The organism is Mesorhizobium sp. ESP7-2 (assembly GCF_020164715.1).
Lineage (GTDB): Bacteria > Pseudomonadota > Alphaproteobacteria > Rhizobiales > Rhizobiaceae > Mesorhizobium.
The window spans coordinates 103,991-129,501 of the sequence record NZ_JAIUGQ010000012.1; the positions used below are offsets into that span (position 1 = coordinate 103,991).

The window sequence follows — 25,511 nt, forward strand, 5'->3', positions numbered from 1 at the left end:
GCTCAGACCTTCATGTCACGGGTTTCGAGCAGCGCTCGCACCAGCGTGCGCTTTCCGAGCGGTATCTTGAATGCGTTGTGTTCTCGTGGCCTGGCATCAGCGAATGCGGCTTCGGCAGCAGCCGTCGCGGCCTTGTCGTCGAGGGCATTACCACGCAGCGCATCCTCCGCCGCTCTCGCGCGCCATGGTACCGTCGCGACGCCACCGAGTGCTATGCGCGCTTGCCTGACCGTGTCTCCGTCCATCTCCAGCGCCACCGCCGCCGAGGCCAGCGCAAATGCGTAGGATTCGCGATCGCGTATCTTCAGGTAGCGCGAGCGACGGCTCCATCCACCAAGCGGAACATCAATGGCGACGATGACTTCATCGGCGGCCAGATCCGTCTCGATGTTGGGCGTGTCGCCGGGAAGCCGGTGCAGGCTGGCGAATGGGATCTTGCGCGGGCCACGCCGCCCCTCCACTTCGACGACCGCATCGAGCGCAATCAGCGCCTGCGCGAAATCACCGTGATAGGTCGCTATGCAGGCATCGCTGGTGCCGAGCACGGCATGCTGGCGGTTTATCCCTTCCATCGCCGCACAGCCGGAACCGGGCTCCCGCTTGTTGCACGGCCAGGAGGTTTCGCGAAAATACTCGCACCGCGTTCGCTGCAACACGTTGCCGGCAAGGCTGGCCATATTGCGAAGCTGGCCGCTGGCGGCGAATTTCAGACTGTCGGCAAGGAGCGGGCAGCGGCGCCTGACGTCCTTGTTGTCGGCTGCCTCACCCATGCGAACCAGCGCACCGAAACGGATGGTGTCGTCGTCCGTTTTGATCTGCCGCAAAGCAGGCTCGGCAAGCTCGTTAAGGTCGAGCAGTCGCTCCGGCTGCGCGACACCCAGCTTCATGTAGTCGGCCAGATTGGTGCCGCCGGCGATGAACTGGGTGTTGGCCTGAGTTGGCGCAGCGTCGAGATGAGACGCCATGGCGATCGCCGCGGTGACGCTCGTTGGTCTTTCATAGAGGAAGGGACGCATCCTAGGCTCTCCTGATCTCATCGCGCGCCTGGATGATCGCCGCGACGATGTTCGGATAGGCCGCGCACCGGCACAGATTGCCGCTCATATACTCCCGGATATCATCCTCCGAACCGGCATGACCTTCGTCGATGCAACCGATGGCGGACATGATCTGGCCCGGCGTGCAGTAGCCACATTGAAAGGCATCATGGTCGACAAACGCCTGCTGCACCGGGTGCAGTTCGCCGTCGGCCGAAGCCAGGCCTTCGACAGTCGTGACCTCGCGGCCCTGGTTCATGACGGCAAAGCTCAGGCAGGATAGCACCCGCTTCCCATCGACAAGAACGGTGCAGGCACCGCACTGGCCGTGGTCGCAACCCTTCTTGGTGCCGGTCAGACCAACATGGTCACGTAGAGCGTCAAGCAGGCTCGTGCGATTGTCGAGTGCGAGGGTGTAGGCCTGCTTGTTAACCCGGAGCGAAATCGTCGACAGGTCGCGCGGTTCGACCGCTCTCGCAGGCGACGGCTCGGCGGCTTTTGTCGAGGTGGCCATGAGAGGCATTGCGGCTGCCGCCGTAACAGAACCCGTCATGAAGGTGCGTCTGCTCAGGCCGCTAGGGCTTGTGGGATTGGACATGGCTGGCTTTCCGGCTGGCTGGAGTCTCAAGCGGACGAAACTGTTCGCGGGAGGCAAAGTTCCCTCCTCACATCGCTGTGATCGTTTCCTTTGCAGGACGGCCATGCGGAACTTCAGCCGCAAGGCCGTGGTTGTCCTCGATAGGTTCCAAGGAAGGAGGCGATCATGACCAATGATCGGAGCGATCGGCGAAGCGATCGGCTTGATGACGAAGGCCCTGTCTTTTCGGCTGAACAGGCGCGACAAGGTGAGATCATCCTGCGAACCCGCACACGCCGGATCATCTTCATCGCAGGGCTGGTCGGCATCGTGATCCTCATCACAGTGATCAGATTTGCCGTCGGTTGAATGGCTTTGGCTACGATCCCGACGAATGCCGCCGAGCCGGTTCGTCAGGAACTTTTGTGAAGAGCTGTCGTTGAATCGGTCGTTAAAGCGGTCGGCGCCTTCCCTGAAAGTTCTCCCCGTGGATGCAAAAACCGAGACTGAAGAACCAGACAAAGCCAGAGATGCGCGCGGCGTTTCGAGCAAGGCCGGACAGGATGCGTCGCCAAAACGCAGGGGCGATGTGGCGCAGCCTAACGCTCCGGAGCGCGAAGCGCGGGACAAGCAGGCGGATGAACAAAAGCCCAGCCTCCTAGGTTTCCCCCGGCGGCATCCTTACGTGGCCATTGCAATCTTGATCGTGATGTTGCTAGCCGCCGTGGCACTGATCATGTGGTGGCTGAATGCCCGCCAGTATGAATCGACCGACGACGCCTTTATCGACGCCCGAACGATAACTATCAGCGCCGAGATATCAGGACGGGTCACTGACCTTGCGGTGACCGACAACCAACCGGTCAAGGCGGGCGACGCCCTGTTGCGCATCGATGACAGCGACTATCGGGCCAGCCTTGAACAGGCCGATGCCGGCGTGGTTTCGGCGCAGGCCGACATTGTCGAACTAGGGGCTCAGATCGAAGCACAAAACGCAAAGATCGATGCGGCGCAGAAGCAGACGGCGGAGGCACAGGCCGCGCTCGATTTCGCCAAAGCCGAGGACCAGCGCAACCGTGAACTTCTGGCCAAGGGCACGGCCACCCAACAGCAGGCGCAGCAGGCCGCTTCGACGCTGCGCCAGGACCAGGCTGCTCTCGACAGCGCTCAAGCCAATGTAACTGCCGCCAGGAGCCAGGTCGCTGTTTTGCAGGCGCAGACCAAAAGCGCCGAAGCCAAGCTCAATCAGGCCAAGGCCAGCCAGGACCAGGCGAGGACCATGCTATCCCGCACAACCATCACCGCACCGGTCGCCGGGCGGGCAACCAGCATCTCGGTCGCCAACGGTACCTATACCCAGCCAGGCCAGGTGCTGATGATGTTTGTTCCGGACGAAGTCTGGGTGAAGGCCAACTTCAAGGAAACACAGCTCGATCTGATGCGGCCCGGACAGCCGGTCGACATCGAGATTGACGCCTATCCGGACAGATCTTTTCATGGCCGCGTCGACAGCATCCAGGCGGGCAGTGGCACCGCCTTCAGCCTGTTGCCGGCAGAAAACGCCACCGGCAACTTCGTCAAGGTGGTGCAGCGCGTACCGGTGAAGATCGTCTTCGACAAACCGCCCGGCGTGCTGCTGGGTCCGGGCCTGTCGGTGGTGCCGACGGTCAAGGTGCGATGACTGGCGAAATCTCCAGCGACCAAAGCGAAAGCCGGTCCGCCGCCGGCGGGCGCAATCCCTGGCTGATCGCCATCGTCGTCTCCATCGCCACCTTCATGCTGGTGCTGGACACTTCGATTGCCAACGTGGCCCTGCGCAACATCGCCGGCAGCCTGGCTGCCGGCATGGACGAGAGCACCTGGGTGATCACTACCTATCTGGTCTCGAATTCCGTGATCATCCCGGTCAGCGGCTGGTTGGCCAGCGTGATCGGGCGGAAGCGCTACTACATGCTTTGCGTGGCGACGTTCACCATCGCATCGCTGTTGTGCGGCCTCGCGCCCAATCTGGAAATGCTCATTTTCTTCAGGATCCTGCAGGGTCTCGGCGGCGGCGGCATGGCGCCGAGCGAACAATCCATCCTTGCCGATACCTTTCCGCCCGAGAAGCGTTCCCAGGCTTTTGCCCTTTATGGCATCGCCGTCATCGTCGCACCGACAGTCGGGCCGACCCTCGGCGGCTGGCTGACGGACCATTTCTCCTGGCACTGGATCTTCTTCATCAACGTGCCGTTCGGCATCATGTCGCTTGCCTTGGTGCAGTGGCTTCTCGTCGAGCCGGACGTGATCGAGCGCGAACGTCAGGAGCGGCTGAAGGGCGGCCTCAGAATAGATTGGGTCGGGTTCATCCTGGTCGCCACCGCTCTTGGCTGCCTGGAAATCTTCCTCGATGAGGGTCAGAGAAACGACTGGTTCGCATCGGGTTTCATCACGACTTTTGCAGTGATTTCGGCGATCTCGTTCCTGCTGCTCATCCCATGGGAGTTCAGTCACCGCGATCCGATCGTCGACGTGCGCCTGCTGTTCACCCGCCAGTTCGGCGCGTCGTTCCTGGTGATGATGGCTGTCGGAGCCGTGTTGTTCAGCACCACGCAGTTGATGCCGCAGCTGCAACAGACCGCCTTCGACTATACGGCCACCCTGTCGGGCCTTTCCATGATGCCCGGCGGCATCGCCATGCTGATCTTGATGCCGATTTCCGGATTTGCCGCCGGATTGGTGCAGCCCAAATATCTGATCATGATGGGCATGTCCGTTGTCGTGGTCGCCCTGTGGCACATGACGTCCCTCACCCCGGACGCCAGTTTCCGCTTCTTTGCCTTCGCGCGCATCTTCCTGATGATCGGCCTGCCGTTCCTGTTCATCCCCATTTCGACTGCGGCCTATGTCGGCCTCGCTCCGCAGAAGACCAACCAGGCGTCGGCGCTGATCAACGTCGCCCGTAACATCGGCGGGAGCATCGGCGTGTCATTGTCGAACACCGTGATCGCTCAAAACGCGCAGCTGCATCAATCGAACCTTGTCAGCCATACCGTGCAATCGTCACCCGCCTATCAGCAGCTGCTGCGTCAGGTGACGGATCACTTTGTCGCCCAAGGCTCGGGCATGCTTCAGGCCAAGCAGCAAGCCATCGGCTGGCTTGGGCAGTTGATCGCACGCCAGGCTTCGCTGCTCGCCTACATCGACGTTTTTCGCTACTGCGCCATCGCGACGGCACTGTTTGTTCCCCTCGCCTTGCTGCTGCGGTCTCCAAAACCCGACGGAGGCCAGCCGAAATAGCCGGCCCGCCCCGCCAACCTATTCCAGGACTTCCGCCGCCTGCCATTTTTCCCGGCAAGCATCGCAAGTCGCAAGCATTGAATGCTTGGCGAATGACCGGCAACGTCAGATCCAGTTCGAGAGAACCGTTTCCATCTCGACCGTCTCCACCTGCTGCGCGAACCGTTGGTGATAAACGGTCAACAGCGCGTCATGCGTTGCGTCGGATGAACTGCACAGCGCGTCCGTAACAAGAACCACGCGATAGCCGAAATCGATCGCTCCGAGCACCGTGGCCAGAACGCACACGTCGGTTTCGCCGCCGGTGATAACCAGCGTGTCGATGTCGCGTTCGTTCAGAAAGGCCCTGAGGTGACCTTCGAACCAAGGCGAGTATATGTGCTTGTCGATGACTGCCGCTGGCGGGCAGTAAGTGACCAACGCCGGCAACAGGTCGACCATGTCGGAACCAATATTTTCGATCGCCATCGAGGCCCAGCGCTCATAATAGCGCTTCCATGTGCCGACGCCCTGCCCCGGCTTTTGCGCCGGCAGGAAGCGCGTGAAGACGGTCTGTGGCGCTCGTCTTTCGACCAGCCTCTCGATTTGAGGAAGGACACGGGTGATCCAGGGGGTCGCCCACTGTGACGGCTCGGCAAACAGCTTTTGCATATCGACACAAACATGCATGCATCGGTGCCCCAACAGACCATATGCCAGGCCCGGCATCGACATCGAAGATAATCCTATTCCGTGACATGTGGGGTGTGCCGTTTGTCCTCCACCGGGTCGACATCGATGCGCGCCTTTCGCGGATCGAAGGTGCCATGACCTGCAATGGCCAGCGCTGCCGTATCGGGCGTCTCGTATGCCCACATGAAGTCGTCGGCCGAGCTACCGACAGCATGGACCCGCCAGTAACTCGCATTCCCCTTGAGCGGTGAGCTGCTTGTGGTGTTGGTCTTTTCGAAAAGGTCGAAATAGATGTCCTCGAAGGGGATAAAGAACGTCGGCTCCTGTCCCTCTTCCCTGACGACCTTCGCGTGCTCGGTGGCTGCGACCACAGCATCGGAAAATCGCACGGTCACCGTCCCGGCAAACGGCTCTATGGTCAGTGGGCGAAAGTCGTGATCTGACGTTGCGACTGAAGTTTGCATCGGAATTCTCCCTGGCTATCGATTGATCGTTGGACTGCGTTTCGATCCATCGATGGAGACGAAATGCGCGGCGATGCATCAGGTTCCAGCTTGTGCGGTGAAGCCGAATGGACCGCCGAGCCAAGCAATTATCGGCTGCCGAAACTATCGAGAAAGCTCGCCAACAGCAGCGAAACCTCGTGTGGAGCCTCACGTGTCGGGAAGTGCCCGACCGCGTCCAGGACCACTCGTTTGTAGGGCGCCGTGAAATGCTCCTCCAGTCCTTCCGAGGATGCGGTCAGTACAACACGGTCATCGCCACCATGAAGCGTCAAAGTCGGCACCGTGATGATCTTGACCGATGTTTGCCGGCGGGCCAGCTCCGCGTAGCGCGGATCGGGCTCCGCCTCACCCCAGCGAACCCGATAGGAATGCAGCGTCACGTCCGGCCAATCCGGGTTGTCGAATGAAGCAGCCACTTCATCGAAAATGGCGTCGTCGAACCAGCCCAACGGGCTCCAGCTGTCCCATTGGAATCTGGCGAATTCCTTGCGGTTCTTTCGCACGAACTCGGCGCCGCGCGCTGTTGCCATGAACCATTGATACCAAAATGCTTTCGCCTGTTCAGGCGTCGGCGTTGCCGGTTTGCCGGGTTGCCAGCCAAGCGATAGCGCGGCACAGCAACTGATGCGATCGGGAAAGATCGAGGCCAGGAGGTAGGCGATCCGTGCTCCCCAGTCGTGACCGACGACCGCAAAGCGGCTGAGGCCAAGCGCGTCGGCAAAGTCCAGCACATCCTGCGCCATTGCGGCAATTTCGCCGGCTCGCATGGTCTCTTTCGACAGGAACGATGTCTGCCCAAAACCTCGCAGCCACGGCGAAAACGTCCGAAAGCCGGCCTCGTGGAGGACCGGCGAAATGCGCGCGTAAGTGGTCGCGTCGTCCGGCCAGCCATGCAGCAGGACGACCGGCGGACCGTCTTGCGGCCCACCACTGAGATAAGCGATGCGCAGCAGTGGCGTATCGCAAAATGAGACGAGGTTCATTTGCTCTCCGGCGCTGTAACCGGCTGGTCGCCGCCAGTCGTCGACTTGGGTCTGACATCCTGGTCAACCTGCGGATTCTTGTTGACGGAGTCGGTGTTGGCTTTCGTCGGTTGGGTGCTGTTATCACAGGCACCGAGCGCAAGAGCAGCAGCCAACACCAGAAGCGACAAGGATTTCTTCATCGAAACCTCCCCTGACTGATGGTCGACAACGAGGTTCCGCGAATTTGGTTGCCCGGGGCGCCCCCGATCAGCCATCCGCAAAAAGCGTTGCCGCAACGGCGATCGAGGTCAGGCTCGACATTGCAAGGCTTGCCCTGATGACGTGCGATATCTCCCAGATATTCCGGAAATCTCTCCAATCACCATCTTGCTTCCGAGCGAATATGGAGAAAAACGCCGCGCCCGATCTCGACATGGCGACGTCCTTCACCCAGAAATTATTGACGGGATGCGTGACCAGCCAATAGGTCGCGTGTTGCGCCGCCAGGAAAAACAGCGACGCGAGCGTCCACCAGAACCGAGTACTTGCAGAAGGCGTCAAATAGAGCAGGATGGCAAGCGCGAGGATGCCTCCGATTTCGGAAAAACCGCCAATCGTGAAGCCGGGATAGTAGATCGTCTGCACTGCCTTGTAGGTCGCCTCTTTCAGGCGCATTTTGCCCGGTAGCTCCAATGCATGTGCAAGCGAGAGCGCCGTTGTGATTGCGACCAGCAGGAGCGTGAAAACCATCAAAACGCGCATGCTCTTACTCCATTAACCGCGCTCTTTCGCAACCGGCATGGAGTGGCCGTTGGCCGCCGCCGTAGCCGGCGGAACGCAGAGAAGTCATCGTGCAGCCGTTCGGCTTTGCCACGAGCACAGGGACTGATCGACAAGACGGGTCAGGTGGGGTCGCACCGCGCGCGGTTGCGAATGCGAACAGGTGACGATCCTCACCTAAGCCGCCCCGCGCGCGTCAGAACATGATCCTTTGCCTCAACCACGTAAGAAACCTGTTGCCGCCAATTGTCGCGCGGACCCGAGCGGCAGCCCACCGTGCTTTCATGGTAGAGCCTACGTGACAATCGCAAACGATGTCATGCAGTTGCCAGTCGTTCAGTTCGAAGAAGCGCTTGGCCTCGCCATAAGTGTCATCCCGAAGACCCAACGCGCGCAGCATCGGGTCTTCGAAGGCAACAGTAATTGCCGACCCTTCGCCGCGTGCGATGGCGCGTGCCTCCGGATGCATATGTTCGGTGCCTGTAAACGCGCCAAGGCATCGCTCGGGATTCTGATCGAGAAGTTCAGCCCATCGCGCGATGCGCTCATCCCGTGTCATTTCCGAATATGGCGCCGAGGGTTCAATCCTGGCGACGGCCTGTAGTTGGTCGAGTGTCTGGTGTTTCATGGTCAGCTCCTGTCGTGAAGGGGAGGAGTGCCCACCCCTTCAAGGGAATTACCGCGCGGCGGTACTTCGACAAGAGCGCGAAACCGGAAGAATTCGGCCCCACCGAATGCGTCTGGGCCGGATCACAAATGCGCTGACCGCGTTCACTCAATGGCGCGCTTTTCCACAGGCTCTGCCGACGGAGGAGCGGTCCAATAGCGGCCTAGCACCCCGGCGGTTGCCTTTATGGCATCCTACTTTTTGATAATGTTGCCGTCGCGCAGGTCGAATGCTTCGGCGTCGCGAGCCTGGCGGTAGAAATCGTCCTGCAATTCACCCCATTCGCCGAGGAAGGCACCGCAATTGCTGCAATAAATTGGCGTCGACTCCGTGGCGTCGTCGGGAATGTCCATCTGGATCGTCCCGCAAGCCTTGCAATCGAGTTTGTCGTCCAATTTGCGTGCCATTTTCCAATGATCGCGCATTTTCACACAGGAGCCAATTGTCGATTTCGTACGGAGCGGTACCTGCGATCGCCGTCAGCCACATTCTGGCCCGGTCCAAAAGCAGATCAAGCGATGATTCCGTGCGAGCGGCTCAGCCGGCAAGCTGACGTGCCAGATTGCCGAAAGCGCCGCGCACTTTCGGTCCGATATTTTTCGCGTTCAGGGCTTCCGGGCCGGCAGTGGTGGAGAGGGTTGGATTCGAACCAACGTAAGCTAAGCTAACGGATTTACAGTCCGTCCCCTTTAACCACTCGGGCACCTCTCCAATCTGCCACCGGAGCCATGCAACGAGGCATTCGCGCCAGTTCGGACCCGAGTTGTGTCTTCTCCGAAACCAGCGAAGCGCCTTATGGCGGCAAGGCCAGTGGGTGTCAACCGCGCAGGAAGGGTTTTTCGACGTTGTTCGCCGGCTGCGGCGACAGGGCGTATCCTTGGCCGGAGGAGACCGCTATAGAAGCCGGCCATGAGCAACAATTCCAACACCCCGAAAGACACCCACTACGCCAAGCTGCGCCGCGCCTTTCGCGACGAGAAAAGCGGCGGCGCGCCGGCGTTCAGGCCCCGCCAACCCGTGCCACCAGGCGAGAACGCCGGGGATGGCCTGGTGCGACTTTATGGCCTGCACACAGTGCGCGCGGCACTCGACAATCCGCGCCGTCGGATCAAGAAAATGCTGGTGACGCGCAATGCGGCCGAACGGCTCGAGATCGGCGATCTCGCCGCCCTGCGCTTCAAGGCTGAACTGGTCGAACCCAGGGACATCGACAAAGTCACCGGCTCGGACGCCGTGCATCAGGGCGTGCTGATCGAGGCGGAGCCGCTGAAGCCGAAGCGTCTCGACGCACTCGGCGACACCAGGCTGGTGCTGGTGCTCGACCAGGTCACCGACCCGCACAATGTCGGCGCCATCCTGCGCTCGGCGGTCGCTTTCGGCGCCGGAGCGCTGATTACCACGGCCCGCCATAGTCCGCAGGAATCCGGCGTGCTGGCGAAATCCGCCTCCGGCGCGCTGGAGCATATCGACCAGATCGAGGTGAGGAATCTCGCCGATGCGCTCGGCCAGTTGCACGAAGCCGGCTTCCAGACCATCGGGCTCGATTCGGACGGGCCGGCGGAACTCGAAACGAGTTTTGCTGGCGAGAAGATAGCCCTGGTCCTCGGCGCTGAAGGCAAGGGCCTGCGCCAGAAAACGCGCGAGACGGTGACGACGTTGGCCAGGCTCGACATGCCCGGCGCTATCCGCTCACTCAACGTGTCGAACGCAGCGGCGGTGAGCCTTTATGCAGCGCGGGCATTTCTGAAGCGTGGCTGATTGGAAGCGGCAAGCTTCCCGCCATGAATCAAAACGGGTTCCGGCGAACGCTTGCCGGAACCCGTTCCTGGGTTAAGACAAAAGTTTGCGGCTTGGGAACGTTATGCCGCCCTCTTCCGACCTATGCCGCTTTGCCTTTGCTTTCTTTTGCCTCCTTGCCGATCTCGAAATTCGCCATCCGCTCCAGCGCCCTCACCAGCGCCGAGTGATCCTCCTTGGCGCCACCGTTGGCGGCGCAGGAATTGAATAGCTGCTGGGTGGTCGATGTGTTGGGCAGCGACACGCCAAGCGCCTTTGCACCCTCCAGCGCCAGGTTCAAATCCTTCTGGTGCAGTTCGATGCGGAAACCCGGCGCGAAGGTGCGCTTGACCATGCGCTCGCCATGCACTTCCAGGATGCGTGACGCTGCCAGCCCGCCCATCAGCGCCTGCCTGACCTTGGCTGGATCGGCCCCGGCTTTCGATGCAAAAACAAGTGCTTCGGCGACGGCTTCAATGGTCAGCGCGACGACGATCTGATTGGCGACCTTGGTGGTCTGGCCGACACCGTTCGGCCCGACCAAGGTGATGTTCTTGCCCATCTTTTCGAAAACCGGTTTCGCACGATCGAACGCCTGTTCCTCGCCTCCGACCATGATGGTGAGGGATGCGGCCTTGGCGCCGACCTCGCCGCCCGAAACCGGCGCATCGAGATAGTCGCAACCGAGATCGTTGATCCTTTTTGCGAATTCCTTTGTCTCGATCGGCGAGATCGAGCTCATGTCGATAACGAGTTTGCCCTTGGAAAGGCCAGAGGCGACGCCGTTCTCACCGAACAGCACCTCGGCCACCTGTGGGGTATCCGGCACCATGGTGATGATGATGTCGGCGGCCTTGGCCACGGCGGCATGGCCGGTAACCGTCTTCAGGCCCTTGGCGACGAGATCAGCCGGCGGCTTGGAGCGATGGTCGCTGGCGATGACGCTGTAGCCGGCGTCGAGCAGATGCCCCGCCATGGGCGCGCCCATGATGCCGAGGCCGATGAAGCCGATGGTTTCCATGTGGTTTCTCCTGCAAGTTCTTTCGAATTCATCAAAAGTTGGCGCTGCCCCTCATCCGCCTGCCGGCACCTTCTCCCCGTATAGTGACGGGGAGAAGGGACGCGCTTCAACGCTGACGATCCCCTCTCCCCGTTCTTCACGGGGAGAGGGTAAGGGTGAGGGGCAGCGCCGACGTTGACAATTTCCCAGCCGCTACGCCGCCGCGCTTCCCTGCCCGGTCAGTTCCCTGAACCACCCCAGTCCGGCTTCCGTCCCCGCCTTCGGCTTGTATTCCGCCCCCACCCAGCCGGAATAACCAATCCGATCGATATGGTCGTAGAGGAAGGGATAGTTGATCTCGCCCGTCCCCGGCTCGTGACGGCCGGGATTGTCCGCAAGCTGGATATGCGCGATGCGCCCGAGGTTTGCCTCGATTTTACGGGCGAGATCCCCCTCCATGATCTGCATGTGATAGATGTCGTATTGCAGGAACAGGTTCTTCGAGCCGACGTGGTCGATCAGCGCCAGCGCCTGGTCGGAATAGTTCAGGAAGAAGCCGGGAATATCGCGCGTGTTGATCGGTTCGATCAGCAGCTTGATGCCGGCTTGCTCCAGCTTCTCCGCCGCGAAGGCGAGGTTTTCGGCGAAGACATTTTCAAGCGTGTCCCGTGCAATATCCTGCGGCGCGATCCCGGCCAGGCAGTTGACCTGCTGGCAATCCAGCGCCTGCGCATAGGTGATCGCCTTGGCGATGCCCTGGCGGAATTCCGGCACGCGATCCGGCAGCACGGCGATGCCGCGCTCGCCCTTGGCCCAGTCGCCTGCGGGAAGGTTGAACAGCACTTGTGTTAGACCATTCTTCTTCAGCCTCGCGGCCACTACCTCGGGTGCGTGATCATAAGGGCCGATATATTCGACACCTTTGAAGCCGGCGCGGGCGGCGGCATCGAAACGGTCGAGGAAATCATGCTCGCCAAAGAGCATCGACAGATTGGCTGAAAAACGTGGCATTCTTTTTCTCCCTGGAGCATGGGACCCGATGCTCGAACAAAATTAGTCGAGCATCACGATGGCGGTCGGAGCGTCTTCCTGACGTTCGGCAAGGTCCTCGAATTCGGTGATCTTGTCGATCTCGGTGCCCATCGAGATGTTGGTGACGCGTTCGAGAATGAATTCGAGCACGACCGGAACCTGATGTTCCTTCATCAACCGCTCCGCTTGCTTGAAGGCGCCGGCGAACTCCTGCGGCTTGCGCACCCTGACCGCCTTGCAGCCCATTGCCTCAGCGACGGCGACATGGTCGACGCCGTAGCCGGCCTCCGGATCGCCGGTACGGTTGATGTTCTCGAAGGCCAGGCTGACCTCATAATCCATCGAGAAACCGCGCTGGGCCTGGCGGATCAGGCCGAGATACGCATTGTTCACCACGACGTGGATGTAGGGCAGCTTGTGCTGGGCGCCGACCGCCAGTTCCTCGATCATGAATTGGAAATCATAGTCGCCCGACAGCGCCACGATGGTGCGGTCTGGATCGGCGGCGCGCACGCCGAGTGCTGCCGGCAAGGTCCAGCCAAGCGGGCCGGCCTGGCCGCAATTGATCCAGTTGCGCGGCTTGTAGACATGCAGGAACTGCGCCCCGGCGATCTGCGACAGGCCGATCGTGGTGACATAGGTGACGTCGCGGCCAAACGCCTTGTTCATCTCCTCGTAGACACGCTGCGGCTTCAGCGGCACCTGTTCGAAATGGGTCTTGCGCTTCATCGTCTTCTTGCGGCCCTGGCATTCCTTGGCCCAGCCCGACCAGTCGCGCAGCTTGCCCGCCGTCTTCCACTCGGTGGCGACGTCGAGCAGCATCTTCAGCGCAGCGCCGGCATCGGAGACGACTCCGAGATCGGGCGCGAAGACACGGCCTATTTGAGTGGGCTCGATGTCGACATGGATGAATTTCTTGCCCTTGGTATAGACGTCGACCGAGCCGGTGTGACGGTTGGCCCAGCGGTTGCCGATGCCGAAGACGAAATCGGCTTCCAACATGGTGGCATTGCCGTAGCGGTGCGAGGTCTGCAGCCCGCACATGCCGGCCATCAGCCGGTGGTCGTCGGGGATTGCGCCCCAGCCCATCAGCGTCGGGATGACCGGAACGCCCGTGATCTCGGCAAATTCGATCAGCAGGTCCGATGCGTCGGCGTTGATGATGCCGCCGCCGGCGACGATCAGCGGCTTCTCGGCCGCGTTGAGCATCGTCAGCGCCTTTTCCGCCTGGGCGTGTGTCATTGCCGGCTTGAACGGCGCCAGCGGCTCGTAGGCATCGATGTCGAACTCGATCTCGGCCAACTGGACGTCGACCGGCAGGTCGATCAGCACCGGACCCGGCCGCGACGACCGCATCAGATGGAACGCCTTCTGCAGCGCCATCGGCACCAGATAGGGCTCCATGACCGTCACCGCCCATTTGGCGACGGGCGCAGCGATGGCGGCGATGTCGACGGCCTGGAAATCCTCCTTGTTGAGGCGCGCACGCGGCGCCTGGCCGGTGATGCACAGGATCGGGATGGAATCGGCCGCGGCCGAATAGAGCCCGGTGATCATGTCGGTGCCGGCCGGCCCCGAAGTGCCGATGCAGAGACCGATATTGCCTGATTTCGCGCGGGTATAGCCTTCCGCCATATGCGAGGCGCCCTCGACGTGGCGGGCAAGGACATGGCGGATGGTGCCCCTCGCCTTCATCGCCGAATACAGGGGATTGATCGCCGCGCCCGGCACGCCGAAGGCGCAGGAAATGCCTTCCTTTTCGAGAACGAGAACAGCGGCATCGACAGCGCGCATCCTGGCCATTTCCAGCCTCCACGAGATGATTGTTGGATGGCTAAGAATGTCATCGGGCGGACGATTTTTCAATTTTTTCAGAATATTTTTTCATTTTTAGAAAACAAACGCTACCACCTGAATTTATTTGGTTTTCCCTTTTCCAGTATTTGCACCCGGAATTTCATGGAAAACTTTTTCATTGCTTTTTTTGGGAAAACCGGCCGAGAATGCCGACCATGGAAACGACCGAAAAACGGCAACGTGGGCGCCCGCGTGCCTTCAATGGTCCGGCCGAAGCTTCCTCGGTACAGTCGCTCGACCGGGCCTTGCGCATTCTGGCCATTGTCGCGGACGGCAGCGGCCTGTCGCTGAGCGAGATATCGGCGCAAAGCGGGCTCGCCGCCTCCACCGCCTACCGCATGCTGACGACGCTCGAAAACCACGGCATGGTCGAGTTCGATACGTCTGACCAGCTCTGGTCGATCGGCGTCGAGACCTATCGTATGGGCGCGGCGTTCCTGCGCCGCCGCAAGCTGGTCGACCGTGCCCGCATCGTCATGCAGGAACTGATGGAGAAGACCGGCGAGACCGCCAATCTCGGCGTCGCCGAGGACGACTGCGTGGTCTTCGTCAGCCAGGTCGAGACGCACCAGGCGATCCGCGCCTTCTTCCGGCCGGGCACGCGCAGTCCCTTCCATGCCTCGGGCATCGGCAAGGCGGTGCTGGCGCATCTCGAACCGGAGCGCGTCGGAGCCATCCTGCGCAAGGCGGGCCTGCAGCGCTATACTGACAGGACCCTTTCCGACATCTCCGCCCTCGCCCACGATCTGGCGGCCACCAAGCATCGCGGCTGGTCGGTCGACGACGAGGAGCGCCACCCCGGCATGCGTTGTGTCGCCGCCGCCATCTTCAACGAGTATGGCGAACCGATTGGCGGCGTTTCCGTGTCCGGGCCGACGGTACGGGTCACGCCCGACCGACTGGCGGAGATCGGCCCGCTGGTGCGCGATGCCGCAGCCGAGGTGACCAGGATGATAGGCGGCGTGGCGGTCAGTTGATCACGAAGCGCCTGCCTAGATGCTTGTAGCCGCCATGTCGAAGAAATCGACCACCATCGCCAGTCCGACATGGCGCACGCTGAATAAGATTGGCCGTCTTGCCGTGGCGCCCGAATGCATGCGAAAGGGCGCGAATGAGGACAATAGTTCAGCTTCTGCTTGCCGCTTCGCTATGCGGATGCGTGGCGGCGACGCCGCGCCCCGATACCGGTGGCCAACGGGTCAATCCCATTCCGATCTCACTCGCGCTGGAGGAGATCATCACGACCGGTGTCCGCCAGCGCCTGCCGAATCCCGCCTCCGCCAGGTTCGGAACCATGCTCGCCGGCGTGCGAACGCTTGATGGCCGCCAGGAGATCGTGGCCTGCGGCACCGTCAGCGCCAAGACCTTGGCCGGCGCCCATGGCGGCGACAAGCCATTCATCGCCAAGGTCTACCCGGAAGCCGCAAGCAGCTTTGAACTGGTCGCGATGGGCGAAGATACGGAGGCTGCCCGGCTTCAGATTGGCGGCTCCTGCCGCGCGGCCGGTTTGCCGATCCTCGATACCGGCCCGAGGACGCACCTCTAGACGGGCGGTCTTCAAACGAGGAAGAGGGGCTGCCTCGCAACCCCTCTTTCCTGTTGGTCCACTTTCCTGTCGCTGGTCCCTCAGAGCCGGCAGTAGTGGCTGTAGCCGTCATGGCCGATATAGGTGTCGGAGTCCGGATCGTAGCTCGCGTAACGCTCGAAGCAGCGACGGACGTGCCAGGAACCACCATCTTCATCGACATAGACCGTACGCGGCTGCTGCTGGGCGAGAAGGCTGCCGAGGACGAAACCGCCAACGCCGGCGGCGATCCCGATGCCGAGGTCGTGGTGATGCGAATGGGCCGCCGAGGGCTGGACGGTGCCGACCAAAGCGGTGGCGGCGACGGTGGAGGCGATAAGGCCGGAAACGAGTGTGCGCTTGAACATGACGATCTCCTTGCTTCGTTGACCGAGGCGATCCATCCGCCTCTTGATCATCTGTCGCAGCGGCATTGAAAAAGGTTCGAAGGGGCTTTGATTTTTTTCGAAGAATTTTCGAAGAAGCAGATAGCCGCAGCCTGAAGGGCTCGGCCCCTCGCCGGCGTTGATCAACCAGACTCGTGCGCTTCAGGTACCTTTCGCCAATCAGGTCATCGTCCGTGACTGCGACAGGGAGGCCGCGTCAATGCAAAAGCAAAAAGGGCGGCCGAAGCCGCCCTTTCCTGGAACTGGTTTCTTCAATCACGCGGCCAGGCCGCGTTCAGTAGACGATGATGTGGTGGTGATGATGGTGATGGTGATGGCCGTAGACCCACCAGTAATCCGGGTAGTCCGGATAATCCTGGTAGTCGAGGTAGTCGTAATGATCATGATGGTGATGCATGCCATGAGCCGACGAAGACTGTACGGTGCCGGCGAGCGCGCCGGTTGCAACGAAGATGGCGACGAGGGCGGAAACGAAACTGCGCTTGAACATGATGATCTCCTGGATCTCTGATCGAGGCGACCATTCGCCTCTGAGGATCAGTCGGCGCGCCACGGCGAAAGGTTCGACAGATCCGGAGATTTTTTTAAACACGGTTGGTGTGTAGCGAGCGGGCCATATCGGTCCGCGCCATGACCACTACCGATTACTCACCACGGGCTCAGCCCATGCCGGTGATATGGCGAAGCCAGAAGGCGAGCGCAATGAAGCCGATGATCGTCGTGACGCCCGTCCAGTCGACATTGGCCTTCTTCACGTCAGTGATGAGCTTCACCAGCAGCATCCACGCCACGACGACGACAGGGAGAATGATGACAAGCCTGATCATGCGACACTCCAGTCCGAAGCGATTGCACCCTTGCCTTCATGTAGGAAGCGCGTTTGCGGATTTCAGCACGGGCCATGGCGTCATCCGGGGCCAAAAATGGAGTTTTGTCTTTACTGGCGCAACAAATATGCTAACCGAAGCGCCGTGCCCTTGTAGCTCAGCTGGTAGAGCAGCGGTTTTGTAAACCGAAGGTCGGCGGTTCGATTCCGTCCGGGGGCACCACCCTTCGCTCTTCGAGCTCCGGGTGGCAGGCCACCCCAAGCCCGTACATGCTGGCCACCCCAAACCTTAAGACGCAGGCCACCCCAAACCTTAGACGCAGGCCACCGCAAGCCCGTGGGGGCAGGAGTGTCCTCCGAAACCCCGGTGTAGAGCGATTACGAGCGCCCTCTACGAAGCGCTCGCGATTTGGGCCGACACGTTCGTCCTGGTGAACGTATTCCTCACCCTCACGGACTTGTAGACATAAGCAGCCCAGATGCCAGCCCCCGCAAAAGACGCCAGGGGTGCCACCAGCGCATCGCCTGCGAGCACCTGGTTCACCGGGACGCCTAGAATTGACGAAATCCAGATCGTATCCAGGATAAATACGGCAGGGATCGCAAGCCACTGAAGCAGAAACAATTGCGGGAACCGGCGGCTTCGCCGCAGCATCGAAACCAGCACAACCAGTTGAAGCGCCAGAAATGCGAGATTGAGAGCAACCTCGCCATATACAGCCAGAGAGCCGTTTGGGAGGATCATGAGTTGCCGGTAACCGTCAGCCGAATTGGCGAAGTTGGCGAGTGTGCGCAACGGTGACAATGCCTGACCGATCGCCAGCAGCATCAGCCAGCCACCGAAGCCCACAAGTGACTCAGGATTCAGCGACGGCTTCGCGGCTGACCGGACAGCAAAGAAAACAGGCACGCCGATCAAAAGCAGCACGATCGCCCAATGCCAGATGGAAAACGCCCCCATTTACCCCTCCCCTTTTTATACCCCTTTAAGTTGTACAAGATTTCAAACTCAACTCAAGAGCTGAGCTTTGCGTAAGACGATGGTCTGATGCCGAAGCGACGACCTCTCCTGCCTGCTCCTGACTCCCCTCACACCCCGATTGCCGCCACCAATATCCGGTTCTGTCGTCGTATCGCCGCCCTCAACTCGGGTATCCTCGCCTCGTCGCGCTTCACGAATTCGATGAACATCATGTTCATGTTGTTGAAGATCAGTTCGCCGAGCGCCGTGCCGTCGATATCCTGCCGCACCAAGCCAATTTCCTGCAGCCGGGCGATCAGCGCGCGGATCTGTTCGGTGAGCGAGCGGTCGAGGCCAGTGTAGGCCTGGCCGAATGGGCTGTCGGGCAGTTGCGTCGAGATCGCCATCGCCTGCCGCCACATTTCCTTGCTGAGGTAATGCAGCGAGTGCTCGATATAGATGCCGATCAGCGTATCCAGCGCATCGCCGACATTGGCCGGCGGCCTAGCGACCACGCCGCGGCCGGCGTTGAGCACCTCGTTGACCTCCAGCGAGACGATGGCACCGAGGATGTCGCCCTTGTTCCGGTAGTAGTTGTAGATGGTGCCGATCGACACCTCTGCCTGCGCGGCGATCGCCTCGATCTTGGCGCCCTCGTAGCCGGCCTCGCGGAAAAGTGCCGCAGCAGCCTCGATGATGCGCCTGTGCCGGTCCGCCTTCTGCCTTGCCCGCAATCCGCTCATATCAGCCTCTTGCCACAAAAATCGAATTGACTCAATTTTAGAATTGGTTCAATTTTTTGCAAGAAGCCACAAAGGCAAAGGGAGAACACTCGATGTCCGTCAAATCCGGGAATCCGCTTTCCGTCCTGAAGCGCCGGCTGCACGCCGCGTGTGCCGCCACCGCAGTGCTGCTTGCGGCAGGCAGCCTCGCCGAGGCCGCCGATCTCAACGCGCTGATCTGGTGCGATCATTCCGATCCGGCGCTGCTGCAGCCCTTCGAGGAGGCCAACAACGTCAAGGTCAACGTCAAGGAGTTCGAAGGCACCGGTGCTGGCCTCGCCATCATCGAGCAGTCGCAGCAGGGCGACTGGGACGTGATGGTGATCGACAGCATCGACGTGCCGCGTGGCGTCGAAAAAGGCCTGTTCGAACCGCTGCCGGAAGACAAGCTGCCCTTCGCCGACCTCTTCCCGCAGGTGAAGATGGACGGGTCGACCATTGTCGGCGGCAAGCGCTACGGCATCACCGAAAAGTTCGGCTACAACACGATCGGCTTCAACAAGACCAAGGTCGATCCGGCCGACATGCAGTCCCTAACGTCGCTGACCAGCGACAAATACAAGGGCAAGGTCGCCATCTACGACTATTATCTCCCCGTCATCGGAATGGCCGCACTTGCCATCGGCAAGAAGACGGCTGAACTCACCGAAGCCGACCTGCCTGCCCTTAGGGAAGAGCTGCTCAAGATGAAGGCCAACGCCAAGCTGGTCGGTGAAGTCACCGCCAGCCAGACGGCGCTCGCCACCGGCGAGGTCGACATATTGGTCGGCGGCGGCGAATGGGTGACGGCGGGGCTGGCGAAGGAAAACCCGGCGTTGGACTTCTCCATTCCCAAAGAGGGTGCGGTGCCGTGGTCGCAGTCGCTGGCCATGTTCAAGGACTCCAAGAACAAGGACATGGCGCTGAAATTCATCCAGTACATCATGAGCCCGGAAGGCCAGGCGCGCCTTGCCACCTCGTCCTGCTACTGGGGCATGCCGTCCAACACCAAGGCCACACTGACCGACGATCAGAAGAAGGTCCTGCGCTTCGACGAGCAGCCCGGCTTCCTCGCCCGCGCGCAGGCCTATCCGGCGCCGAATGCCGACCTCGACAAGAAGATGCAGGATATGTGGACGGAAATGCTGCAGGCGAAGTGAGCGACCGTTGCCCATGAACTCTGCGGGAAACAGTGGGCGTGCCCTGCCCCGGGCGGGCCGCGCCCTGCCTTGGGCGATGGTCACGCCGGCACTCGGCTGGACGCTTGCGTTCTTCGTGCTGCCGTTCGTCGCCATGGGGTTTTCGAGCCTCACGGCGCATGAGGGCGGCGGCTTCACGCTTGCCAACTATAGCCAGTTCTTCAGCAATCCCTCCTACTGGCAGGCGATGGTGAACTCGCTGCAGGTCACGGCAATCGTCACCGTGGTCTCCGTTCTGCTCGCCTATCCCTTCGCGTGGATCCTGGCCGAACAAGTGCCGGAGCGCTGGCAGCGGCTGGCACTGATGTTGGCCGTGCTGCCGTTCTGGACATCCTATGTCGTACGCTCCTACTCATGGCTGCTGGTGCTGGCGCAGAACGGCGTCATCAACCGTGCGCTGACCGCCTCCGGCCTAATCAGCGAACCGCTGCAGCTCGCCAACACGCGCTTGGCCACCGTCACCGGCTTCGTGCATTTCTTCGTCATGCTTTTGACGCTGACCATCTTCGCCAATCTGAAGCAGCTCAGCCCTAGCTACCGCAAGGCGGCCGCCGATCTCGGCGCCGGGCCGGTGCGCACCTTCCTGCATGTCATCCTGCCGCTGACCTTGCCCGGTATCATGGTGGGCGCTTTCCTGACCTTCGTGCTGTGCATCGGCGACTACATCACGCCGCAGATCCTCGGCGGCAACAACGAGCTTTTGATGCCGCAGCTGGTGATGATGCAGATCGGCCGGCGCGGCGATTTTCCGCTGGCCTCGGCGCTGTCGATCATCCTGATGGCGGTCGTGACCATCGCCTATCTCGCCTGCGCCCGCTGGCTGAAGGTCGAGCGGGCCTGACCATGCGCAGGATTGTCCGCATCGCTTCCTGGATCTATGCGCTTGCCGTCTACGGCTTCATCTTCCTGCCGGTCGTCGTGCTGGTGCTGTTCTCGCTGCAGTCGACCTCCTTCCCGATTCCGCCCTTCACCGGCCCGTCGCTGCGCTGGTACGAGGCGGTTCTCTCGGACGCGCGACTGACGTCGGCGCTGGTCAATTCGCTGCTGGTCGCGGTGCTTTCCTCGGCTGCCGCCGTCACGCTCGGCTTCCTCTCGGCCTGGGGTTTCGCGCGCTTCGTGCTGCCCGGCTCTGGCCTGCTGCGCGGACTGATCACCTTGCCGCTCACCGTCAGCTATCTCATCATCGGCATGGGATTGCTGGTGTTGTTCAACTGGGCCGGCGTGCCGAAATCGCTGCTTGCCGCAGGCATCGGCCATGTCGTGATCAATCTGCCTCTGTGCTTTGCCATCATCTACAGCCAGATGGGCGACCACCAGATCAACATCGAGCGCGCCGCGCGCGACCTCGGCGCTCCCGAATGGAAGGTGCTGCTTTTGATCAGCGTGCCGGTGATGGCACCGGCCATTTTCGCCGGCTTCTTCCTGTCGATGACCTTCTCCTGGGACGAGTTCGTGATCTCCTTCCTGCTCACCCGCTTCGACACCACACTGCCGGTGGAAATCTGGAACCTGCTGCGCTCCGGCCTCAACCCCAAGACCAACGCCGTCGGTTCACTGGTCTTTGCAGTCTCGATCGTGCTGGTGGTGTTCTTCGAACTGACCTTGCTGCGGAGAAAACCGGCATGAACGCGCCCCTGGTCGATATCCGCGACGTCTCGCACCGCTTCGGCCAGCATCCCGTGCTGAAGAATGTCTCGCTGACGATAGAGGCCGGCAGCTATACGATCCTGCTTGGACCATCCGGTTCCGGCAAGACGACGCTGCTCTCCATCCTGGGCGGGTTCGTCAACCCCAGCGAGGGCCAGGTTGTCATCCGCGGCCAGGATTGCACCTCGGTGCCGCCGGCCAAGCGCCCGACGACGACGGTGTTCCAGGATTATGCGCTGTTCCCGCATATGAGCGTCGGCGGCAATGTTGGCTTCGGCCTGCGCATGCAGGGCGTAGACGGCGCGACGCGGGCGGCAAAGGCACGCGAAGCCCTGGCACTGGTGGGGTTGGCCGCCGCCTTCGACAAGAGGCCGCACCAGCTTTCCGGCGGCCAGCGCCAGCGCGTGGCACTGGCACGCGCGCTGGTCATCGAGCCGGCGGTGCTTCTGCTCGACGAGCCGCTCGGTGCGCTGGACCTCAAACTGCGCCGCCAGATGCAGGATGAATTGAAGGCGATCCAGAAGCGCGTCGGCACCGCCTTCATTCATGTCACCCACGACCAGGAAGAAGCGATGGCGCTGGCAGACCATTGCGTGGTGATGAATGATGGCCGCATCGAGGACGAAGGGCCGCCCGAGCGCGTCTATGCCAGGCCGGCGACGCGCTTTTCCGCGACCTTCATGGGCGAGAGCACGATTCTCGCCGGTACGGTCGTGGAGGCCGGGGACAGGACAAGCACCCTTGCGACGCCGGTCGGATCGGTGTTGCTGCCCAATGCGTTGCCGTTGGGGTCGGCGGCCGCATTGGCCATACGGCCCGAGCACCTCGTACTGGGCACTGCCTCGGGTGGCACGAAGCTCGGCGAGGCGGAAGTGAGCGACGTCGTCTTCCAGGGCAGTTTCAAACGCGTGCTTGCGACGTCCGTCGAAGAGCCCTCCCTGCAATTCATCGCCAAGCTGCCCGCTACCGCCACTGTCCGGCCGGGCGACACCGTGGCCGTTTCGTGCGATACCGACCAGATCATCCTGCTGACGGATTGAACATGGGCATGCTCGCGGTCATCGACGCACCGGACTGGTACGAGACGATCCGCATGGCGGACGGCATCACGCTGATCCACGAGCCCTGGATCAAGCCGTTCTTCCGCTGCAATATGTGGCACGTGCGCGGCCGCGACCGCGATCTCCTGTTCGACAGTGGTCTCGGTCATTTCAGCCTGCGCACGCATGTGCCTCTGGTGAGCGAGCGCAAGCTGACCTGCGTCGCCAGCCATACGCATTTCGACCACATCGGCTGCCACCATGAGTTCCCCGATCGCTGCGTGCATTCGGCGGAGGCGGCAATCCTCGGCGATCCGCGCAACGAATGGACCGCCGCCGGCACCTATGCGACCGATGACATGTTCGATCGCCAGCCGAAGGGCTGGGAAACAGCGCGCTACCGCATCCAGCCGGCGCCGGCCGACCATCTGCTCGCGCATGGCGACATCATCGATCTCGGCGACCGCGCCTTCGAAGTCGTCCACACGCCAGGCCACTCGCCGGGCGGCATTGCGCTTTACGAAAAGAAGACCGGCATCCTGCTGTCCGGCGACATCATCTATGACGGCCCGCTTATCGACGATGTCTACCACTCGGATATTCCAGACTACATGGCGACGCTGCTCGCCATGCGCGATCTGGACGTCTCGGTCGTGCATGGCGGCCATTTCCCGAGCTTCGGCAAGGTGCGCTACCGCCAGTTGATCGACGAGTATCTCGCGCGCAAGCGGCAGGCCGGCTGCCATCTGCGGCAGAGCCTTTGAGGGGCGGGTTATGGCATCAAGTCAAAATGCCGTGGAAAGGCCTGGTGCAGCAGCAGCAGCATGGTCTTGCGCACGACGTCAGTGTCGCGGCCAGCCGGGTTGAGGTGATCCCAGTACCACGCTCCGTGAACGAGGTAATTCAGGCTCTCCGACAGCGTGTCTATGTCGACGCCGGCGTAACCGCCGCCGCGCGAAATCTCGACCAGCAGTTCGCGCGCTTCGGCGGTGTAGGCGAGATCGCTGGGCAGGCCGATTTCATTGTAGATCTGCATGCTCTTGCGGTCGCTGGAGAAGGCGACAAAGACCGACACCCATTTCCGATGCTCTCTGGCGAAACGCTGCGCGCAGCCGACCGCGCCCAACAGCCGTTCGACCGGCGACAGGCCGGGGGCTCGCACCAGATTGAGCCACAGCGCGTCATATTGATCGCTGAGATACTGAAGCACCGCCCTGAACAAGTTCTCCTTGCTGCGGAAATGAAAGACCACCAGGGCGTTGGACGAGCCGACATGCTCGGCGATGCGCTGCATGGTGACGCTCGCCAGCCCCTCCTCCGCAATGAGTTCGATGGTGGCGTCGATGATGCGCTGCACGCTGGCTTCACCGCGTTCCCGGCGACGGTCCTTGGGCGCGGCGTCATTGGCCGAAGCCCTGCCTTTGGCCCTCTCGGCCGTGCCTTTTGCCGTTGCCTTGCGTTGCACCATCTTCATCCACTTCCCTTGCACCGCCTGTCAAAGCGATGGGCGCGTTCCGGCGTCTGTGTACCATTGCCCCTGCGCCGTTTCATAGGCCATCGCCGCCCGGAAGACATCGGCGTCGCTATAGGTACGACCGACGATCTGGAAGCCCGTCGGCACACCGCTCGCCGCCCGCCCCGAAGGCATGGAAAGCACCGGACAGCGGCTCAGCATGTTGAACGGCGTCGTCATCACCCAGCCCAGCGAAGGGTTCACCTCTCTGCCGTTGATCTCGACGGTTCCGGTGGTCTGATCGAACTCCGCCGGCACCGCGGGAAGCGCGTTCGTCGGGCAGATCAGCACATGGTAGGTTTCCAGCAGCGGACCCAGCGTCTGATACATCCGTGCCGCCACATCCAGCGTTGCGACGAAGTCGGTGGCCTTGGACTTTTGCCCGTCCTCGGCAAACCGCCTGGCATAGCTGGTCATGTCGCTGCCGTGCTCGGCCAGCAATTGCGACAGCGAAGCGCCGAAAAGATGCTCCAGATAGGCCATTCCTGCCTTGAGCACTCCATCATCCCAGCCAAGATCGACTTCCTCGACCGTCGCCCCAAGCGAGCGGAACACATCGCTCGCGGCAAGCATGTTGCTGCGGACGTCGGCATCGACCTCGAAAGAGCCCAGGTCCATCGAGAACGCAATCTTCCAGCCTTTGATCGGCTTGTAATCGAGCGGCAGGCGCAGCTTGGGGCGAAGCGTGGCGATGTCGAGCGGACTAGGCCCCGCCATGACATTCTGCAGCAGGATCGCATCCCGGACGTTCCGCGCCAGCGGCCCGGTATGGCAATAGAAATCCAGGTTGAAGGGCGGCTCGTCCGGGTTGCGCCCATAAGGCGGCTTGTAGCCGACGAGACCGCAGGCCGACGCCGGAATTCGGATCGATCCGGCGATGTCGGAGCCGGTGGCGATCGACGATGTGCCCGAAGCCAGCGTTGCCGCCGAACCTCCCGACGAGCCACCCGGTGTGAAGTCGGGATTCCAAGGGTTGCGGGTGACGCCCCACCGCTTCGACCAGGTATAACCGGCGCAGCTGAATTCGGGCGTCGCCGTGCGCGCATGGACGATGCCACCGGCCTTGATGATGCGCTCGTTCATCGTCGAGGTGTGTCCGCTTATGGCATCCCTGGACAGCAGCGAGCCATGCGACGTCGGCTTGCCCTTGATGTAGCTCTCGTCCTTGATGCCGATCGGCAGCCCCTCGAGCGCGCCGGTCCTGGCGCCCTTGGCATATTTCGCCTCCGCCTTAGCGGCCAGCTTCATCGCCTCCTCGAAATGCGTGAAGGTGAAGCAGTTGATCGTCGATTTGGTAGCCTCGGCGCGGCGGATGGTGGCCCGCATCAGTTCGACGGGCGAGAGTTTCTTCGCCCTGAACAGCCGCAGCGCCTCGCTTGCCGGCATGTAGCAAAGGTCGAGATCGGACATCGAAAATCTCCCGCGATCACGTGATCGCACCTGGC

At 61.6% G+C, this 25,511-nt stretch carries 29 protein-coding genes and 2 tRNA genes; 11 read left to right on the top strand and 20 right to left on the bottom strand.

What is annotated here, in order from left to right:
* Positions 1 to 2 precede the first annotated feature (2 nt).
* Together LB543_RS14410 and LB543_RS14415 are read right to left on the bottom strand one after the other, a co-directional pair.
* Positions 3 to 1,016 (bottom strand): FAD binding domain-containing protein, encoded by a 1,014-nt coding sequence (locus LB543_RS14410; protein ID WP_224614533.1) that lies wholly within the window; start codon positions 1,014 to 1,016, stop codon positions 3 to 5.
* A gap of 1 nt (position 1,017) precedes the next feature.
* The gene (locus LB543_RS14415) at positions 1,018 to 1,590 is read right to left on the bottom strand and encodes a (2Fe-2S)-binding protein (protein ID WP_411908760.1); all 573 of its coding nucleotides are present in this window, start codon (positions 1,588 to 1,590) and stop codon (positions 1,018 to 1,020) included.
* A 418-nt stretch (positions 1,591 to 2,008) separates the two neighbouring features.
* Here LB543_RS14415 and LB543_RS14420 point away from each other — a divergent pair, with 418 nt between their 5' ends.
* Positions 2,009 to 3,295, top strand: coding sequence for an HlyD family secretion protein (locus tag LB543_RS14420; protein WP_224614534.1), 1,287 nt, complete (start codon positions 2,009 to 2,011; stop codon positions 3,293 to 3,295).
* Positions 3,292 to 4,893: a DHA2 family efflux MFS transporter permease subunit gene (locus LB543_RS14425; RefSeq protein WP_224614535.1), complete on the top strand. Its 1,602-nt coding sequence runs from the start codon at positions 3,292 to 3,294 to the stop codon at positions 4,891 to 4,893. The genes LB543_RS14420 and LB543_RS14425 overlap by 4 nt, the downstream gene beginning before the upstream one ends.
* A 105-nt stretch (positions 4,894 to 4,998) precedes the next feature.
* On the opposite strand, the gene LB543_RS14430 is transcribed toward LB543_RS14425, so the two are convergent.
* The 8 genes from LB543_RS14430 to LB543_RS14465 form a co-directional block, all read right to left on the bottom strand.
* Positions 4,999 to 5,607: a cysteine hydrolase family protein gene (locus tag LB543_RS14430; protein ID WP_224614536.1), complete on the bottom strand. Its 609-nt coding sequence runs from the start codon at positions 5,605 to 5,607 to the stop codon at positions 4,999 to 5,001.
* Positions 5,608 to 5,618: 11 nt separating this feature from the next.
* Entirely contained in the window at positions 5,619 to 6,029 is a 411-nt protein-coding gene (locus tag LB543_RS14435) for a DUF427 domain-containing protein (protein ID WP_140811919.1), read from the bottom strand.
* A gap of 128 nt (positions 6,030 to 6,157) precedes the next feature.
* The gene (locus tag LB543_RS14440; RefSeq protein ID WP_224614537.1) at positions 6,158 to 7,054 is read right to left on the bottom strand and encodes an alpha/beta fold hydrolase; all 897 of its coding nucleotides are present in this window, start codon (positions 7,052 to 7,054) and stop codon (positions 6,158 to 6,160) included.
* A complete protein-coding gene (locus LB543_RS14445) occupies positions 7,051 to 7,236 on the bottom strand; it encodes a hypothetical protein (RefSeq protein WP_140760215.1) in 186 nt (61 codons plus the stop codon). The genes LB543_RS14440 and LB543_RS14445 overlap by 4 nt, the downstream gene beginning before the upstream one ends.
* Positions 7,237 to 7,303: 67 nt before the next feature.
* Positions 7,304 to 7,798: a DUF1772 domain-containing protein gene (locus tag LB543_RS14450; RefSeq protein ID WP_224614538.1), complete on the bottom strand. Its 495-nt coding sequence runs from the start codon at positions 7,796 to 7,798 to the stop codon at positions 7,304 to 7,306.
* A 214-nt stretch (positions 7,799 to 8,012) separates the two neighbouring features.
* Positions 8,013 to 8,444 carry a hypothetical protein gene (locus LB543_RS14455; RefSeq protein WP_140760212.1) on the bottom strand — a complete coding sequence of 144 codons (432 nt, stop codon included), beginning with the start codon at positions 8,442 to 8,444 and terminating at the stop codon, positions 8,013 to 8,015.
* Positions 8,445 to 8,677: 233 nt separating this feature from the next.
* Positions 8,678 to 8,836 (bottom strand): hypothetical protein, encoded by a 159-nt coding sequence (locus LB543_RS14460; RefSeq protein WP_084637125.1) that lies wholly within the window; start codon positions 8,834 to 8,836, stop codon positions 8,678 to 8,680.
* A gap of 273 nt (positions 8,837 to 9,109) precedes the next feature.
* Positions 9,110 to 9,194, bottom strand: a tRNA-Tyr gene (locus tag LB543_RS14465).
* Between the two features lie 198 nt (positions 9,195 to 9,392).
* On the opposite strand from LB543_RS14465, the gene LB543_RS14470 reads away from it, so the two are divergent.
* Positions 9,393 to 10,241 carry a TrmH family RNA methyltransferase gene (locus tag LB543_RS14470; protein ID WP_140811922.1) on the top strand — a complete coding sequence of 283 codons (849 nt, stop codon included), beginning with the start codon at positions 9,393 to 9,395 and terminating at the stop codon, positions 10,239 to 10,241.
* Between the two features lie 121 nt (positions 10,242 to 10,362).
* On the opposite strand, the gene LB543_RS14475 is transcribed toward LB543_RS14470, so the two are convergent.
* The 3 genes from LB543_RS14475 to gcl all read right to left on the bottom strand — a co-directional run bounded on the left by LB543_RS14475 (position 10,363) and on the right by gcl (position 14,094).
* Complete coding sequence (locus LB543_RS14475) at positions 10,363 to 11,280, bottom strand: 2-hydroxy-3-oxopropionate reductase (RefSeq protein WP_140811923.1); 918 nt, start codon at positions 11,278 to 11,280, stop codon at positions 10,363 to 10,365.
* Between the two features lie 192 nt (positions 11,281 to 11,472).
* Entirely contained in the window at positions 11,473 to 12,270 is a 798-nt protein-coding gene (otnI, locus tag LB543_RS14480; RefSeq protein ID WP_224614539.1) for a 2-oxo-tetronate isomerase, read from the bottom strand.
* A 42-nt stretch (positions 12,271 to 12,312) separates the two neighbouring features.
* Positions 12,313 to 14,094 carry a glyoxylate carboligase gene (gene gcl / locus LB543_RS14485; protein WP_224614540.1) on the bottom strand — a complete coding sequence of 594 codons (1,782 nt, stop codon included), beginning with the start codon at positions 14,092 to 14,094 and terminating at the stop codon, positions 12,313 to 12,315.
* 209 nt (positions 14,095 to 14,303) lie between these two features.
* On the opposite strand from gcl, the gene bhcR reads away from it, so the two are divergent.
* Entirely contained in the window at positions 14,304 to 15,125 is an 822-nt protein-coding gene (bhcR, locus tag LB543_RS14490) for an HTH-type transcriptional regulator BhcR (protein ID WP_224614541.1), read from the top strand.
* A 182-nt stretch (positions 15,126 to 15,307) separates the two neighbouring features.
* On the top strand, positions 15,308 to 15,694 hold the full coding sequence (locus LB543_RS14495; protein ID WP_224614542.1) for a hypothetical protein: 387 nt from the start codon (positions 15,308 to 15,310) through the stop codon (positions 15,692 to 15,694).
* A gap of 80 nt (positions 15,695 to 15,774) precedes the next feature.
* Here LB543_RS14495 and LB543_RS14500 read toward each other — a convergent pair whose 3' ends face one another.
* The 3 genes from LB543_RS14500 to LB543_RS14510 form a co-directional block, all read right to left on the bottom strand.
* Positions 15,775 to 16,080: a BA14K family protein gene (locus tag LB543_RS14500; protein ID WP_140760197.1), complete on the bottom strand. Its 306-nt coding sequence runs from the start codon at positions 16,078 to 16,080 to the stop codon at positions 15,775 to 15,777.
* A 313-nt stretch (positions 16,081 to 16,393) separates the two neighbouring features.
* Positions 16,394 to 16,609 carry a hypothetical protein gene (locus LB543_RS14505; RefSeq protein ID WP_224614543.1) on the bottom strand — a complete coding sequence of 72 codons (216 nt, stop codon included), beginning with the start codon at positions 16,607 to 16,609 and terminating at the stop codon, positions 16,394 to 16,396.
* A gap of 169 nt (positions 16,610 to 16,778) precedes the next feature.
* Complete coding sequence (locus tag LB543_RS14510; RefSeq protein WP_224614544.1) at positions 16,779 to 16,946, bottom strand: hypothetical protein; 168 nt, start codon at positions 16,944 to 16,946, stop codon at positions 16,779 to 16,781.
* A 146-nt stretch (positions 16,947 to 17,092) separates the two neighbouring features.
* Between LB543_RS14510 and LB543_RS14515 the strand changes: the two genes are divergently transcribed.
* Positions 17,093 to 17,168 (top strand) — tRNA-Thr (locus LB543_RS14515).
* Positions 17,169 to 17,336: 168 nt separating this feature from the next.
* Here the strand turns inward: LB543_RS14515 and LB543_RS14520 are convergent.
* A complete protein-coding gene (locus LB543_RS14520; RefSeq protein WP_224614545.1) occupies positions 17,337 to 17,906 on the bottom strand; it encodes a DUF2569 family protein in 570 nt (189 codons plus the stop codon).
* A 128-nt stretch (positions 17,907 to 18,034) separates the two neighbouring features.
* Entirely contained in the window at positions 18,035 to 18,649 is a 615-nt protein-coding gene (locus LB543_RS14525) for a TetR/AcrR family transcriptional regulator (protein WP_224595485.1), read from the bottom strand.
* 92 nt (positions 18,650 to 18,741) lie between these two features.
* Between LB543_RS14525 and LB543_RS14530 the strand changes: the two genes are divergently transcribed.
* From LB543_RS14530 to LB543_RS14550, 5 genes are read left to right on the top strand one after another with little or no spacing between them, the layout of a single operon-like run.
* Positions 18,742 to 19,827 carry a spermidine/putrescine ABC transporter substrate-binding protein gene (locus LB543_RS14530; RefSeq protein ID WP_224614546.1) on the top strand — a complete coding sequence of 362 codons (1,086 nt, stop codon included), beginning with the start codon at positions 18,742 to 18,744 and terminating at the stop codon, positions 19,825 to 19,827.
* A gap of 13 nt (positions 19,828 to 19,840) precedes the next feature.
* Complete coding sequence (locus LB543_RS14535) at positions 19,841 to 20,707, top strand: ABC transporter permease (RefSeq protein ID WP_224614547.1); 867 nt, start codon at positions 19,841 to 19,843, stop codon at positions 20,705 to 20,707.
* A 2-nt stretch (positions 20,708 to 20,709) separates the two neighbouring features.
* A complete protein-coding gene (locus tag LB543_RS14540; RefSeq protein ID WP_224614548.1) occupies positions 20,710 to 21,492 on the top strand; it encodes an ABC transporter permease in 783 nt (260 codons plus the stop codon).
* Positions 21,489 to 22,553, top strand: a complete 1,065-nt coding sequence (locus tag LB543_RS14545; protein ID WP_224614549.1) for an ABC transporter ATP-binding protein — start codon at positions 21,489 to 21,491, stop codon at positions 22,551 to 22,553. Before LB543_RS14540 ends, LB543_RS14545 begins: the two co-directional genes overlap by 4 nt.
* Before the next feature lie 2 nt (positions 22,554 to 22,555).
* Positions 22,556 to 23,317 (top strand): MBL fold metallo-hydrolase, encoded by a 762-nt coding sequence (locus tag LB543_RS14550; RefSeq protein ID WP_224614550.1) that lies wholly within the window; start codon positions 22,556 to 22,558, stop codon positions 23,315 to 23,317.
* 8 nt (positions 23,318 to 23,325) lie between these two features.
* Here LB543_RS14550 and LB543_RS14555 read toward each other — a convergent pair whose 3' ends face one another.
* On the bottom strand, positions 23,326 to 24,027 hold the full coding sequence (locus LB543_RS14555; protein WP_224614551.1) for a TetR/AcrR family transcriptional regulator: 702 nt from the start codon (positions 24,025 to 24,027) through the stop codon (positions 23,326 to 23,328).
* 21 nt (positions 24,028 to 24,048) lie between these two features.
* Entirely contained in the window at positions 24,049 to 25,476 is a 1,428-nt protein-coding gene (locus tag LB543_RS14560; RefSeq protein ID WP_224614552.1) for an amidase, read from the bottom strand.
* Positions 25,477 to 25,511: the final 35 nt, after the last annotated feature.

Excerpts from the sequence above, each read along its gene's own strand:
- LB543_RS14535 (WP_224614547.1), top strand. The coding sequence starts at position 19,841 with ATGAACTCTGCGGGAAACAGTGGGCGTGCCCTGCCCCGGGCGGGCCGC.
- LB543_RS14450 (WP_224614538.1), bottom strand. The coding sequence starts at position 7,798 with ATGCGCGTTTTGATGGTTTTCACGCTCCTGCTGGTCGCAATCACAACG.
- LB543_RS14410 (WP_224614533.1), bottom strand. The coding sequence starts at position 1,016 with ATGCGTCCCTTCCTCTATGAAAGACCAACGAGCGTCACCGCGGCGATC.
- LB543_RS14550 (WP_224614550.1), top strand. The coding sequence starts at position 22,556 with ATGGGCATGCTCGCGGTCATCGACGCACCGGACTGGTACGAGACGATC.
- LB543_RS14525 (WP_224595485.1), bottom strand. The coding sequence starts at position 18,649 with ATGAGCGGATTGCGGGCAAGGCAGAAGGCGGACCGGCACAGGCGCATC.
- LB543_RS14560 (WP_224614552.1), bottom strand. The coding sequence starts at position 25,476 with ATGTCCGATCTCGACCTTTGCTACATGCCGGCAAGCGAGGCGCTGCGG.
- LB543_RS14555 (WP_224614551.1), bottom strand. The coding sequence starts at position 24,027 with ATGAAGATGGTGCAACGCAAGGCAACGGCAAAAGGCACGGCCGAGAGG.
- LB543_RS14510 (WP_224614544.1), bottom strand. The coding sequence starts at position 16,946 with ATGATCAGGCTTGTCATCATTCTCCCTGTCGTCGTCGTGGCGTGGATG.
- LB543_RS14470 (WP_140811922.1), top strand. The coding sequence starts at position 9,393 with ATGAGCAACAATTCCAACACCCCGAAAGACACCCACTACGCCAAGCTG.
- gcl (WP_224614540.1), bottom strand. The coding sequence starts at position 14,094 with ATGGCCAGGATGCGCGCTGTCGATGCCGCTGTTCTCGTTCTCGAAAAG.
- LB543_RS14505 (WP_224614543.1), bottom strand. The coding sequence starts at position 16,609 with ATGTTCAAGCGCAGTTTCGTTTCCGCCCTCGTCGCCATCTTCGTTGCA.
- LB543_RS14415 (WP_411908760.1), bottom strand. The coding sequence starts at position 1,590 with ATGACGGGTTCTGTTACGGCGGCAGCCGCAATGCCTCTCATGGCCACC.
- LB543_RS14430 (WP_224614536.1), bottom strand. The coding sequence starts at position 5,607 with ATGTCGATGCCGGGCCTGGCATATGGTCTGTTGGGGCACCGATGCATG.
- LB543_RS14530 (WP_224614546.1), top strand. The coding sequence starts at position 18,742 with ATGTCCGTCAAATCCGGGAATCCGCTTTCCGTCCTGAAGCGCCGGCTG.
- bhcR (WP_224614541.1), top strand. The coding sequence starts at position 14,304 with ATGGAAACGACCGAAAAACGGCAACGTGGGCGCCCGCGTGCCTTCAAT.
- otnI (WP_224614539.1), bottom strand. The coding sequence starts at position 12,270 with ATGCCACGTTTTTCAGCCAATCTGTCGATGCTCTTTGGCGAGCATGAT.
- LB543_RS14445 (WP_140760215.1), bottom strand. The coding sequence starts at position 7,236 with ATGAAGAAATCCTTGTCGCTTCTGGTGTTGGCTGCTGCTCTTGCGCTC.
- LB543_RS14540 (WP_224614548.1), top strand. The coding sequence starts at position 20,710 with ATGCGCAGGATTGTCCGCATCGCTTCCTGGATCTATGCGCTTGCCGTC.
- LB543_RS14420 (WP_224614534.1), top strand. The coding sequence starts at position 2,009 with ATGCCGCCGAGCCGGTTCGTCAGGAACTTTTGTGAAGAGCTGTCGTTG.
- LB543_RS14520 (WP_224614545.1), bottom strand. The coding sequence starts at position 17,906 with ATGGGGGCGTTTTCCATCTGGCATTGGGCGATCGTGCTGCTTTTGATC.
- LB543_RS14455 (WP_140760212.1), bottom strand. The coding sequence starts at position 8,444 with ATGAAACACCAGACACTCGACCAACTACAGGCCGTCGCCAGGATTGAA.
- LB543_RS14440 (WP_224614537.1), bottom strand. The coding sequence starts at position 7,054 with ATGAACCTCGTCTCATTTTGCGATACGCCACTGCTGCGCATCGCTTAT.
- LB543_RS14425 (WP_224614535.1), top strand. The coding sequence starts at position 3,292 with ATGACTGGCGAAATCTCCAGCGACCAAAGCGAAAGCCGGTCCGCCGCC.
- LB543_RS14435 (WP_140811919.1), bottom strand. The coding sequence starts at position 6,029 with ATGCAAACTTCAGTCGCAACGTCAGATCACGACTTTCGCCCACTGACC.
- LB543_RS14500 (WP_140760197.1), bottom strand. The coding sequence starts at position 16,080 with ATGTTCAAGCGCACACTCGTTTCCGGCCTTATCGCCTCCACCGTCGCC.
- LB543_RS14545 (WP_224614549.1), top strand. The coding sequence starts at position 21,489 with ATGAACGCGCCCCTGGTCGATATCCGCGACGTCTCGCACCGCTTCGGC.
- LB543_RS14475 (WP_140811923.1), bottom strand. The coding sequence starts at position 11,280 with ATGGAAACCATCGGCTTCATCGGCCTCGGCATCATGGGCGCGCCCATG.
- LB543_RS14460 (WP_084637125.1), bottom strand. The coding sequence starts at position 8,836 with ATGGACATTCCCGACGACGCCACGGAGTCGACGCCAATTTATTGCAGC.